This window comes from Roseateles terrae (assembly GCF_014192155.1).
Classification (GTDB): Bacteria; Pseudomonadota; Gammaproteobacteria; order Burkholderiales; family Burkholderiaceae_C; genus Roseateles; species Roseateles terrae.
On the sequence record NZ_JACHXO010000007.1, the window covers coordinates 296188 to 308932 of the forward strand.

A 12745-nucleotide genomic window follows, 5' to 3' on the forward strand; every position below is an offset into this window, starting at 1 on the left:
GTTGCCGTTGCGATAGGTGTAGCCACCGCGCCCGCTGGCAACGCTTGTTCCATGTGCGAGAGAGACATCAGCTCATTTCTCCTTGCGCGCGGGCTCGAAACCCGCTTCTCCGGGGCCGGCCGGTCCTGGCTGCGGCCCGAGCAACAGACTCTGCGGCTGATCCGCCAGCCCCTGTGCCGCCTTCTCCAGTGCCCGCGCGGCGCGGGACAGGTCTTCCAGCAGCGCATGCTCACGCGGACGCTCCTCGCTGCCCACCAGGGATAGCTCGATCCGCTTGATCGACGCCTGCAGCTGTGCGGCCGCATCACCGATCTTCTCGATTTCCGTGGCGCGCGCCTTGTAGGCATCGACCATCTCGCCGCCCTTGACGGTCAGCTGGTCCACGCTCCCCAGGGTCTTCTGCCCCGCGACCACCAGGCCATCCGCATTCTTCACCAGCGACGGCAGCGCCTGCGCCGTGGGATGCATCTCACTGACCAGCTGATTCAAACCCGCCGAGGCTTCCTTCAGCTGCGCCAGCGTCTGGCTGAACTGCTGCTGGTTGTTGTCGCTGAGCACCAGGTTGATGCGCTTCATCGTTTCCAGCGCATTGGCGGCGAGCTTCGGGCCGATGTCGGTCAGCTGATCGAGAATGGAAGGCGCCAGCGGGATGCGCCGCGTCTGCACCACGCTCTGCTCCGGGGCCACGGTCGGCTCGCCGTCGCTGAGGTCGATGAAGGACAGTCCGGTGATGCCCTGGTAGCCCAGCTTGGCCACGGTGCCCGGTGCGATGGGGGCGGCGGCATCGACATCGATGTCCACCAGAATCTGGCGCGCCTCGGCCGGATCAAAGCGGATGCTGTCCACCTTGCCGATGACGACGCCGCGCAGCTTCACTGGTGCTTTCACATTCAACCCCGGCACGCCGGAGCGGGAGACCACGGTAAAGGACTGGGTGGCGCCACGGTCCCCGCGGAACCACAGCACCACGGCCACCAGCGCAGCGCTCAGCAGGAGCACGAACAGGCCGGTGGCCAGGGCGTGAGCTTTGTTTTCCATGAGTTCGGTCGGGTTCTGGGCGTTCGGTGAGAGTCAATGAAGGCGCAATACGCGTGGCGGCCAACGCTCAAGCAGGTTGCGGGTCGTCCTGGTGATGCAGCGCATCGCGATAGCTGCGCAGGCTTTCCTCCGCGCAGCGCTGCACATGGCCGAGGAAGAAATTGCGGATGAACGGATGCTGCATCTGCACCACCTGCTCCAGCCCTCCATGCGCCACCAGCTGCTGGTCCGCCAGCACCGCAATGCGGTCCACCAGCGCAAACAGCGTGTCTACATCGTGGGTGACCATCACCACCGTCAGCGCCATCTCGCGCTTGAGGCTTTCGATCAGCTGCACAAAGCGTTTGGAACTGGCCGGATCCAGCCCGGCGGTGGGCTCGTCAAGGAACAGCAGTTGCGGATCCATGATCAGCGCACGCGCCAGGGACACCCGCTTGATCATGCCGCCCGACAGCTCGGACGGCATCTTCACGCCGTCCTCCGGCTTGAGCCCCACCTGCACCAGCTTCTGCATCACCAGCTCGGCGATCAGGTCCTTGGGCAGCGACTTGAGCTCACGCAGCGGCAGTGCGATGTTGTCGAAGACGGTGAGCGCCGAGAACAGCGCCCCCTGCTGGAACAGCACCCCCCAGCGGTGGCGCACCTGCGCCAGATCGGTCGCTTCGCAGTTGCCCAGGCGGTGGCCAAGCACCAGCACCTCACCTTCACTGGGCCGCTCCAGTCCGAGCATCAGGCGCAGCAGCGTCGTCTTGCCGCTGCCCGAGCCGCCGATGATGCCCAGCACCTCGCCAGCCTTCACATCCAGGCTGATGTCCTTGTGGATGCGCACGCCGCCCAGCACGGTGCCGACATGACGCACCGAAATCACCACGTCCTCGCTCACCGCGTCGCGCGGTTCTTGGCAACTGCTGCCGGACATCGAATCGATGACGCCACTCATACTTTGAGCCCCACGTTGGAGAACATCACGGCAAAGATCGCATCCACCACGATCACCATGGTGATGGAGGCCACCACCGACTGGGTCGTCCCGGCCGCCAGGCTTTCACTGTTGGGCCGGATGCGCAGACCGAAGTGGCAGGCCACAAAGGCAATCAGCACGCCGAACACCGCTGACTTCGACACCCCCAGCCACAAATTGGCAATCGGCACCGATGCCGGCAGGCCCTGGAGAAACTGCACATAGTCCAGTCCCAGCGTGGCACGGGCAGCCAGCATGCCACCCAGCAGCACCATGCTGCTGGTCCACACGGTGACCAGCGGCAGCGAGATGGCCAGGGCCACCATTTTGGGGAAGACAAGCCGCACGGTGTGGGAGATGCCCATCACCGACAAGGCATCCAGTTCCTGCGTCACCCGCATGACGCCGATCTGCGCCGTCATGGCCGAGCCGCTGCGACCGGCCACCAGGATGGCCGCCAGCAAAGGCCCGAGCTCCCGCCAGACGCTGATGCCCAGGATGTTGATGACGTAGATGTCGGCGCCGAAGTTCTGCAGCTGCCGCGCGATCAGATAAGACAGCGTGATGCCGACCAGCACGCCCACCAGCGCGGTAATGCCGAGCGCCTGCGCGCCGCTGCGGTAAATGTGGGCGGAAATGTCGGACCAGGCGACCAGACCGGGATGGCGGGCCATGCGGCCACAGTCGCGGACGACCTGTCCGAACAACGCGATGGCGTCGATCAGATGCTCGGCCAGGTGAAACAGGGTCTGGCCCAGCTTCCAGGGGCTTTCCTTGCGATGCGGCCGGGTGGCCTTGCCGGACTTGGCACTGAGGCGCGCGAACTGGGCCTGGAACATGGCGGCGGCCGCGGTGGTGGGCCACTGCAGATCGGCTGGCTGCTGGCGACCCCAGGCCTGCCAGAGCAGCAAGGCACCGGTGGGGTCCATGCGGGCGACGGCGCTGAGGTCCCAGCGTACGCCCGACCTGGGCAGCGTGCCCAGCTCCGTCCGGAGCGCCTCCACCCGATCACGCAGGGCGAGCAGTGTCCAGTCGCCTTCGAGGCGGGCCTGGACCTCATTGCCGGCATCGCTTCGCAACAGCCGAGGGGTGCTGTCGGTCGAGGTGGCCGAGGCGGCGCCAGCCGCAGAAGCGTCGGACGCGGACGTGTCGGTGCCGGCCGTCCTGGAGGCGGGTGCGGGTGACGGTGCGGGAGTTGGGGGCGTGGGCTCCATGACCCGCACAGCATAACGGCCCCGCGTTGCGGTCAGACCGTTGCGGGGTCAAAGCCGAAAGCGCGGCGCACAAAGCAAAACGCCTGATACTTTGCAGTACCAGGCGTTCAGTCTTCTTATAAATGGTCGGGGTGGCGGGATTCGAACTCGCGACCCCTTGCACCCCATGCAAGTGCGCTACCAGGCTGCGCTACACCCCGACGAAGACTTAGATTCTATACGCGTTTTGAACGCTCACGCAAGCAAACTCTCGCGAATGGCCAACAATTCTTCTCTCACCTGTTCGAGAGAGAGTTTGTCCAGCGGCACCGTCGTGTGCGCCGCGCCGTCCGACACACCAGCCGCGCGGGCCCGATACGGCTCACGGAACCCATCGCGCAACAGAGGATCGCGCAGATGCGAATCCACCAGCTGCGAATCCTGCAGATGCAAGTGGGTGGACTGCTCTGCCGCCGCCATCGCTTCCGCACGAAATTCCTGGGCTTGCGTGGCCGGACTCTGACCGGCATGGATGCCGTGCGCCGCTTCAGTCAGCTGATTCCGGGCCCCGCTGATGGTGAAGCCCTGGTCATACAGCAGGTCACGAATGCGGCGGATCAGCAGCACTTCGTGATGCTGGTAGTAGCGGCGGTTGCCGCGCCGCTTCATCGGCTTGAGCTGGGTGAATTCCTGTTCCCAATAGCGCAGCACATACGGCTTCACGCCGCACAACTCACTCACCTCACCGATGGTGAAGTAGCGCTTGGCGGGAATGGCGGGAAGCGTGATGTCCATTGGAATCAGGTGCTCCGGCAGCTGGGACGGAGGTCAGACTCTACTCGAAGTCTCCGGCAGCGGGCGCGTTCCCTTGCACAGCTTCTTTCAATTTGTGACTGGCGTGAAATGTGACGACGTTGCGCGCCTTGATGGGGATCGCTTCGCCGGTGCGCGGGTTGCGTCCGGGGCGCGGTGCCTTGCGACGGATGTTGAAGTTGCCGAATCCGGACAGCTTCACCTCACGACCGCTGGAGAGGCTGTCGTGAATGATGTCGAAGAAGGCTTCGACCATGTCCTTGGATTCACGCTTGTTCAGTCCGAGCTTGTCGAACAGCAGTTCGGCGAGCTCCGCCTTGGTCAGCGTCGGCGTTTCGAGGCTGCCCAGCAGCACCCGCGCCTGTTCCTTGATGTCATCGTCGCTCATCGGCTTCCCTCTCCTCTCCCGCGTCCTCGTTCCGCATGCCCCTCGGTCGAAGCCCCCTGCTTGCGGGGGGTCCTGACCGGAGGGCTGCCGCTCCTGGCCCGGCGTCAGCCCCGCAGACGAGCGCCGAGCCGCGCCGACAGCTGGTTCACCACCTTGCTGACGGCCTGCTCGATACGTTCATCGGTCAGGGTGTTGTCGTCGTCCAGCAGTTCCAGGCGTACCGCCAGGCTCCGCTCGCCGGCTTTGAGCTCGGCCGTCGGCTCCGCCGGCTTGAAGACGTCAAACAACCGGGCGGAGCGTACCAGGGTCTCGCCGCTGCCGTGGATGGCATCCATCAGCGCGGCATGCGTCACCTGTTCGCTGACGATGACGGCCAGGTCACGCTGCACCGCCTGCAGACGGGCCACCCCCTTGCCTTGCGGCACCAGGCGCGACAGCACCGCATCCAGCGCCAGCTCGAACAGCACGGGTGCCGAGCTCAGCTCGTAGCTCTGACGCCACTTGGGATGCAGCTCGCCCACCACGCCGATCTCGACGCCGTCCAGCAGCACACGGGCGCTGCGGCCCGGATGCAGCGCCGGGTGTTCCGCAGCCTCAAACTGCAGCTGGCGCGGCGCAAACAGCGCTTCCAGGTCGCCCTTCACATCGAAGAAGTCCACCGGGCGGTCCCGCTCGGCCCACTGCTGCTGCTCGGCCGGGCCCCAGGCCAGACCGGCCAGGCGCAGCGGCTGGCGCACGCCGGCGATGGTGGTGTCGCTCTCCTGCACCGAGGCATCCCGCAGGAAGACACGGCCGATCTCGAACACACGCACCCGCGGCGCCTTGCGCGACAGGTTGTTGCGCAAGACCTGGATCAGGCTGCCCATCAGGCTGCTGCGCATCACCGCCAGCGGCGCGGCAATCGGATTCAGCAGCTGGATCGGCTGCTCATTGCCGGCCAGCTCGCGTTCCCAGCGCGCTTCAACGAAGCTGAAGTTGATCGTTTCGAAGTAGTCGCGTGCGGCCATTGCGTGGCGCAGCGCATGCACGCTGCGGCGCGTCTCGCTCGGCACCTTGCCGACCACCGGCGCGAGCGGCGGCGTCGCCGGCAGGCGGGTGTACCCCAGCACCCGCACCACTTCCTCGATCAGATCTTCTTCGATCTGAATATCGAAACGGAAGGTCGGCGGCACCACCGTCAACACGCCGGGGGCGGTGACGCTGAATTCCAGGCCCAGACGGGTGAAGACGGTTTCGCAATCGGCCTGCGTCACCGGCATGCCGATGACCTTCGCGGCGCGCTCAACACGCAGCGCCACCGGCTTGCGCTCGGGCAGGGCCACGACGTGATCGTCCATCGGACCGGCCTGGCCGCCGCAGATCTCGAGGATCAACTGGGTGATGCGCTCGATGTGGTCGGTCGTGCCGGACGGATCCACGCCCCGCTCGAAGCGGTGACCCGCATCGGTCGAGAAGTTGAAGCGCCGCGAGCGGCCCATGACCGCCTTCGGCCACCAGAATGCGGCTTCCACATAGACATTGGTGGTGTCGTCCGAGACGGCGGTGGCGTCGCCGCCCATGATGCCGGCCAGGGACTCGACCTGCTGGCTGTCGGCGATGACGCCCACCGTGTCATCCAGCTCGATGGTGTTGCCATTGAGCAGCTTGAGCTGTTCGCCCTTGCGGCCCCAGCGCACCACCAGCTCGTTGTGGATCTTGTCCAGATCGAAGATGTGGGAGGGGCGGCCCAGCTCGAACATCACGTAGTTGGAGATGTCCACCAGCGGCGACACCGAACGCTGACCGCAACGGGCCAGGCGGTCCACCATCCAGGCAGGCGTTTGCGCTTTGGTGTTGACGCCGCGCACGATGCGGCCGGAGAAACGTCCGCACAGGTCGGCCGCTTCCACACGCACCGGCAGCTTGTCCGGGTGGGCCACGGCTGCGGGCGTGATCTGCGGCGCCATCAGCGGCGCACCGGTGAGCGCCGACACTTCGCGGGCGATGCCGTAGACGCTCAGCGCATGGGCCAGGTTGGGCGTGAGCTTGAGGGTGAACAGCGTGTCGTCGAGCTTCAGGTGCTCGCGGATGTTCTGGCCCAGCGGCGCATCCGCGGCCAGTTCCAGCAGGCCGCCGTGGTCCTCGGAGAGCTTGAGCTCCCGGGCCGAGCACAGCATGCCGAAGCTCTCCACACCGCGCAGCTTGCCGACCTTGATCTTGAACGGCTTGCCGTCTTCGCCCGGGGGCAGTTCGGCGCCCACGGTGGCCAGCGGCACGCGGATGCCGACGCGCGCATTGGGAGCGCCGCAGACGATCTGCAGCAGCTCCGGCCCACCGGCATTGACCTTGCACACACGCAGGCGGTCCGCATCCGGATGCTGGACGGCTTCAACGATCTCGGCCACCACGATGCCGTGGAACGGCGGCGCGACCGGACGGAGTTCTTCCACTTCCAGGCCGGACATGGTCAGCAGTTCGGCCAGCTCTTGGGTGTTCAGCGCAGGATTGCAAAAGGCCCGCAGCCAGGACTCAGGGAATTGCATGTCGATGTCTTTCGGGCTTTTTTACTTGAATTGCGACAGGAAACGCAGATCGCCATCAAAGAACAGGCGCAGGTCGTTGACCCCGTAACGCAGCATCGCCAGACGGTCGATGCCGGAGCCGAAGGCAAAACCGATGTAGCGCTCCGGATCCAGGCCCATGTTGCGGATGACCTGCGGATGCACCTGACCGGAGCCGGACACTTCCAGCCATCGGCCCTTGAGCGGACCGGACCCGAACATCATGTCGATTTCGGCGCTGGGCTCGGTGAAGGGGAAGTAGCTCGGGCGGAAGCGGATCTCCATGTCAGTCGTCTCGAAGAACTGCTGCATGAAGTTGACGTAAACCGACTTCAGATCCTTGAAGCTGATGTTCTCGCCCACCCACAGGCCTTCGACCTGGTGGAACATGGGGGAGTGGGTGGCGTCGCTGTCCACGCGATAGGTGCGGCCCGGCGCGATCACCCGGATCTCGGGCATGGCCTGACCCGCATCGATCAGATGCCGATGCTTCTTCACATGCTGCACCGCATAGCGGATCTGCATCGGGCTGGTGTGGGTGCGCAGCACATAGCCGTTCTCGACATAGAACGTGTCGTGCATCGACCGCGCCGGATGGTCGGCCGGCGTGTTGAGCGCGGTGAAGTTGAACCAGTCGTTCTCGATCTCCGGGCCGTCGGCCACGTCAAATCCCATCGAACCGAAGATCGCTTCGATGCGCTCCATGGCGCGGGTGATGGGATGCAGGCCGCCGGTGCCGCGCTGGCGACCCGGCAGGGTGACGTCCAGGGCTTCGGCCTTGAGCTGCTGCTCGAGTTCGGCATCGGCCAGCGCCTGGCGACGAGCGGTCAGGGCCGCTTCGATGCCTTGCTTGAGCTGGTTGATCTCGGCGCCGCGCGTCTTCTTTTCTTCGACCGGCAGCTTGACCAGCCCCTTCATCAGCTCGGTCACCTGGCCGGTCTTGCCCAGAAATCGGGCTTTGGCGTTTTCCAGGTCGGCGGGGGTGGCGGCGGCGGCGAATTCACCGCGGGCCTGTTGCAGCAATTGATCGAGATCGTTCATCGCGGGGCGACTCAATTCGGAACAGACAATAAGAAAAGGCCGAACACCGAGGTGTCGGCCTTTGAAAAGGGCGCCTCGGCGAACCGAGGCTGCCACAGCCCCCCGCTTGCGCGGACGGCCGGCGGCAATTAAGCGAGAGCGGCCTTCACCTTGGCGAAGATGCTGGCAAAACCAGCAGGATCGTTGACGGCGAGATCAGCCAGGACCTTGCGGTCGATGTCGATCTGGGCCTTCTTCAGGCCAGCCACGAACTTGCTGTAGCTCAGACCCAGGCCACGGCTTGCCGCGTTGATACGGGCAATCCACAGCTGGCGGAACACGCGCTTCTTGGCACGGCGGTCACGGTAGGCGTATTGGCCCGCCTTCATCACCGCCTGTTTGGCGATGCGGAAGACGTTCTTACGACGACCACGGAAGCCCTTGGCCAGAGCCAGGACCTTCTTGTGACGAGCACGTGCGGTAACACCACGTTTGACGCGAGGCATGTTGTATCTCCTTCTCTACAGCTGGATTACAGACCAGCGAAAGGCAACATCGCAGCGATGTGGCCCATGTTGGTCTCATGCACGTTCGCGGCGCCGCGGAGCTGACGCTTGTTCTTCGTGGTCTTCTTGGTCAGGATGTGGCGCTTGAACGCCTGACCGCGCTTGACGGTACCACCCGGACGAACGCGAAAACGCTTTTTCGCGCTGCTCTTGGTCTTCATTTTGGGCATGACTGCTCCTTAGAAATGCGTCCCTCCAGGCGGCCTCGGGGAAACCGCTGCACTTGATGGCCTGAAGGAGACTAATAAACCCGCCGACGACCAGATCGACGGGCTGAACCTGGGTGATCGGTGCCGATCAAGCGCTCAATCAGGAGCGCTTCTTCGGTGCCAGCACCATGATCATCTGGCGACCTTCGAGCTTGGGCATGTGCTCCACCACCGCCACATCCGCCAGTTCATCGCGGATGCGCTCCAGCATGCGCATGCCGATGTCCTGGTGGGTGATCTCGCGGCCGCGGTAGCGCAGCGTGACCTTGCCCTTGTCGCCGTCTTCAGCAATGAAGCGACGCAGATTGCGCATCTTGATCTGGTAGTCGCCTTCGTCCGTACCCGGACGGAATTTGACTTCCTTGACCTCGATGACCTTCTGCTTCGACTTGGCTTCCGCGGCGCGCTTCTGCTCCTGGTACTTGAACTTGCCGTAATCCATCAGCCGGCAGACCGGCGGATTGGCAGTGGCGGCGATTTCGACCAGGTCGACGTCCAGTTCTCCGGCCATACGAAGCGCTTCCTGAATGCTCACGATGCCGATGGGCTCGTTTTCAGGACCATTCAGACGAACTTCGGGGGCGAGGATTTCACGGTTCAGCCGATGCTTACGCTCGGGAATCGCACGACGGTCAGCAAAAGTAGCGATGGTGGTTACCTTTCAGCGAGCCTTGGCGGGGCCCGGATGATCAACAAATAGCAAAGCGCGCCCGACTCAGGCCTTCTCAGCGATGGTGGAAGACAGCTTTGCAGCGAAGTCTTCCAGCGACATCACCCCCAGGTCCTGGTTGCCACGGGCGCGCACCGCAACAGCGCCGTTCGCCTTCTCTTTGTCGCCAACGACGAGGATGAACGGAGTCTTTTGCAGGGAATGCTCGCGGATTTTATACGTGATCTTTTCGTTCCGCAAATCGGCCTGGACCCTAACCCCTTGTTTTTGCAGCGTTTTCACAATTTCACTGACGTAATCCGCTTGCGCATCAGTGATATTGGCCACAACGACCTGGGTTGGCGCCAGCCAAACGGGCAGCGCGCCGGCATGCTGTTCGATCAGAATACCGATAAAGCGCTCCAGCGAACCGACGATGGCGCGGTGCAGCATCACCGGGGTGTGACGCTCGCCGTCTTCCGCCACGTACTCGGCGCCCAGGCGACCCGGCATGGAGAAGTCCACCTGCATCGTGCCGCACTGCCACTGGCGGCCGATGGCGTCCTTGAGCGTGTATTCGATCTTCGGGCCGTAGAAGGCGCCGTCGCCCGGGGCGATGATGAATTCCACGCCCGACGCGCGCAGCGACTCCATCAGGGCGAATTCGGCCTTGTCCCACACCTCATCGGAACCAATACGGGCTTCCGGCCGGGTCGCGACCTTGTAGATGATGTCGGTGAAGCCGAAGTCCTTGTAGACCTTTTGCAGCAGCGCGGTGTAGGCCACGCATTCGGCCAGGATCTGGTCTTCGGTGCAGAAGATGTGGCCATCGTCCTGCGTGAAGCCGCGCACCCGCATGATGCCGTGCAGGCCGCCGGTGGGCTCATTGCGGTGGCACTGGCCAAACTCGCCGAAGCGCAGCGGCAGATCGCGGTAGCTCTTGATGCCGTGCTTGAAGATCAGGATGTGGCCGGGGCAGTTCATCGGCTTGAGCGCGTAGTCGCGCTTTTCCGATTCGGTCGTGAACATGTTGTCGCGGTACTTGTCCCAGTGGCCGGTGGCTTCCCAAAGCGACTTGTCCAGCAGCTGCGGGCCTTTGACCTCCTGGTAGCCGTTGTCGCGGTAGACGCGGCGCATGTACTGCTCCACCTCTTGCCAGACCGTCCAGCCCTTGGGATGCCAGAACACCACGCCGGGTGCGTGCTCGTCGATATGGAACAGGTCCAGGTCCTTGCCAAGCTTGCGGTGATCGCGCTTCTCGGCCTCTTCCAGCATGCGCAGATAGGCGGCCAGGTCGTCCTTGGTGGCCCAGGCGGTGCCGTAGATGCGCTGCAGCTGTTCATTGCGATGGTCACCACGCCAGTAGGCGCCGGCCACCTTCATCAGCTTGAAGTGCTTGAGCTTGCCGGTGGAAGGCACGTGCGGGCCGCGGCACAGGTCGGTGAAACCGCCTTCGGCATACAGCGACACATCTTCATTGGCCGGGATGCTGGCGATGATCTCGGCCTTGTAAGCCTCGCCGATGCCCTTGAAGTAGCTGACGGCTTCGTCGCGCGGCAGCACCGAGCGCGTCACCTTCTCGTCCTTCTTCGCCAGCTCGCTCATCTTGGCTTCGATGGCGGCCAGATCTTCGGGCGTGAAGGGGCGCTTGTAGGAGAAGTCGTAGTAGAAGCCGTTCTCGATGACCGGGCCGATGGTGACCTGGGCTTCGGGGAACAGTTCCTTGACCGCATAGGCCAGCAGGTGAGCCGTCGAGTGGCGGATCACTTCCAGGCCGTCGGGATCTTTTTCGGTGACGATGGCCAGCGGCATGTCACGGTCGATCAGGTAGCTGGTGTCGACCAGCCTGGCGTCATCGCCGCTGCCGATGCGGCCGGCCAGAGCGGCCTTGGCCAGACCCGTGCCGATGGAAGCTGCCACGTCCGCGACGGTGACCGGTTGGGGGAACTCGCGCTTGGAACCGTCAGGCAGTTGGATGGAAATCATGAAATTGCTCCAGAAAACAAAAAAGCGCGGCCACTTGCCGCGCTTTTTCTGGGGGCTGCCCGGGGGGAGCAGCAAAGAAAGACGTGAACGAGCCGCGGCCGACTAAACCTTCGTGGGGGTGGTCGTAGTTCGCGGTGTCATAACCAAATCGCCTTTCCCGGTCCTTGTGAGGAGGTGGGCTCCAGACAGTGGAGCCCCATTCCCGCCATGATACCCGAGCCGCCGGAAAGGCCGCAGCCCTGCCCCAGCAAAACCGTCGGGTGCAGCGAACAGGCGACGCGCCCTACAGCGCGCCGACCTCCAGGCTGGACTGCCCGCAGGCGGCCTCGAACTCGTCCCGCATCCGCTCGGCCTCGGCCACGGCTCGCAGCCAGTCGCGCGCCCGGGCGGCCACGTCATCGCCGTAGTGCTTGAAGTCGTTGCGATCCGGCAGCTTGCCGTTGGGCAGAGTGGCGATCCAGTCCGGGTTCGGCGCCAGCAGCACCACGTTGTCCAGGAACGCGCTGGGACGATGACGGTGGCGCAGCGCCTTGTCCAGCCAGCCGGGAATCACCTGGCGCTGGAAATGCGGATAGAGCACCAGGCCGTCTCCCACCATCGCCGAATAGTTGAGGTGCAGGTGGTAGTCGGTGATGCCGCCGTCCCAGTAAGCGCCAGCCGGGGCGCCGGCGATGTCGTGCACCGCCAGCAGCCAGAACGGAATCGAGCAGCTCGCCAGCACGCTGGGCATCAGGTTCTGCTCATCCAGCGCCACCTGGCGGCTGCGGTAGTCGTGCAGCGGCATCGGCAGCGGCGCCCGGGGGTCGGAGAACACCACCCGCTCCAGCCACCCGCCCATCGCGCGTCGTGACACGGCATTGGTCGCAAACGCGCCGAGGTAGCCCAGGGGCGTGCGCCAGCGACTTTCACGGCCCAGCAAATGCCGACCGCGCGAGGTGAACACATGCAGCCGGTACTGCGGATGACTCAGCACCCGGGCCTGCCGTCCACCAAACACCTCTTCCAGCTTGGAGAGGAACTGGCGCGACACGGTGCTGGGCAGCGGCGGGCGGCCCGGCAGCGAGTCGTAGGTCTGGTGGGCGTAGTCGTGCGCCAGCCGCTCGAACTCCGCCCGATTCTCCGCCTCACCGCGCGCCACGCAGGCAGTGGCCATGCGCCAGGCACCGATGGAGGCCCCCAGCAGATGCACCGGCTGGCCGCCCGAAGGCAGGAATTCGCCGAACAGGAAGCGGTCCAGCGGATTGAGGATCAGCCCCTTGGGCCCACCCGCAGCGCCAGGCACCACATGGACGTCCGTCGCCTTCAAGCCCTGCTCACGCAGGCGGGCGCGGGCCTTGGGGCCCGCCAGGATCTGCAATGCCTGCATCGGCGGAGGGTCCTTT

General features: G+C 64.6%; 12 protein-coding genes and 1 tRNA gene. All 13 read right to left on the reverse strand.

Annotated elements, in window-relative coordinates:
• Positions 1 to 72: 72 nt before the first annotated feature.
• Positions 73 to 1038, reverse strand: a complete 966-nt coding sequence (locus FHS28_RS19150) for an MlaD family protein (protein WP_088454625.1) — start codon at positions 1036 to 1038, stop codon at positions 73 to 75.
• A gap of 67 nt (positions 1039 to 1105) precedes the next feature.
• Positions 1106 to 1978: an ABC transporter ATP-binding protein gene (locus FHS28_RS19155; RefSeq protein WP_246410362.1), complete on the reverse strand. Its 873-nt coding sequence runs from the start codon at positions 1976 to 1978 to the stop codon at positions 1106 to 1108.
• Complete coding sequence (locus FHS28_RS19160) at positions 1975 to 3213, reverse strand: ABC transporter permease (RefSeq protein ID WP_088454626.1); 1239 nt, start codon at positions 3211 to 3213, stop codon at positions 1975 to 1977. The genes FHS28_RS19155 and FHS28_RS19160 overlap by 4 nt, the downstream gene beginning before the upstream one ends.
• Before the next feature lie 123 nt (positions 3214 to 3336).
• Positions 3337 to 3413: transfer RNA gene (locus tag FHS28_RS19165), tRNA-Pro, on the reverse strand.
• Between the two features lie 34 nt (positions 3414 to 3447).
• Positions 3448 to 3987, reverse strand: a complete 540-nt coding sequence (locus FHS28_RS19170) for a MerR family transcriptional regulator (RefSeq protein ID WP_088454627.1) — start codon at positions 3985 to 3987, stop codon at positions 3448 to 3450.
• A 40-nt stretch (positions 3988 to 4027) separates the two neighbouring features.
• Complete coding sequence (locus tag FHS28_RS19175) at positions 4028 to 4393, reverse strand: integration host factor subunit alpha (protein ID WP_088454628.1); 366 nt, start codon at positions 4391 to 4393, stop codon at positions 4028 to 4030.
• A 104-nt stretch (positions 4394 to 4497) separates the two neighbouring features.
• On the reverse strand, positions 4498 to 6915 hold the full coding sequence (gene pheT / locus FHS28_RS19180; protein ID WP_088454629.1) for a phenylalanine--tRNA ligase subunit beta: 2418 nt from the start codon (positions 6913 to 6915) through the stop codon (positions 4498 to 4500).
• A 21-nt stretch (positions 6916 to 6936) separates the two neighbouring features.
• A complete protein-coding gene (gene pheS, locus FHS28_RS19185; RefSeq protein ID WP_088454630.1) occupies positions 6937 to 7974 on the reverse strand; it encodes a phenylalanine--tRNA ligase subunit alpha in 1038 nt (345 codons plus the stop codon).
• Between the two features lie 128 nt (positions 7975 to 8102).
• Positions 8103 to 8459, reverse strand: a complete 357-nt coding sequence (rplT, locus tag FHS28_RS19190) for a 50S ribosomal protein L20 (protein WP_058934277.1) — start codon at positions 8457 to 8459, stop codon at positions 8103 to 8105.
• Between the two features lie 26 nt (positions 8460 to 8485).
• Positions 8486 to 8689 (reverse strand): 50S ribosomal protein L35, encoded by a 204-nt coding sequence (rpmI, locus tag FHS28_RS19195; RefSeq protein ID WP_029001830.1) that lies wholly within the window; start codon positions 8687 to 8689, stop codon positions 8486 to 8488.
• Between the two features lie 139 nt (positions 8690 to 8828).
• A complete protein-coding gene (infC, locus tag FHS28_RS19200; RefSeq protein WP_310736823.1) occupies positions 8829 to 9377 on the reverse strand; it encodes a translation initiation factor IF-3 in 549 nt (182 codons plus the stop codon).
• 66 nt (positions 9378 to 9443) lie between these two features.
• Positions 9444 to 11363: a threonine--tRNA ligase gene (gene thrS / locus FHS28_RS19205; protein WP_088454663.1), complete on the reverse strand. Its 1920-nt coding sequence runs from the start codon at positions 11361 to 11363 to the stop codon at positions 9444 to 9446.
• 283 nt (positions 11364 to 11646) lie between these two features.
• Positions 11647 to 12729 carry a patatin-like phospholipase family protein gene (locus FHS28_RS19210; RefSeq protein ID WP_088454632.1) on the reverse strand — a complete coding sequence of 361 codons (1083 nt, stop codon included), beginning with the start codon at positions 12727 to 12729 and terminating at the stop codon, positions 11647 to 11649.
• Positions 12730 to 12745: the final 16 nt, after the last annotated feature.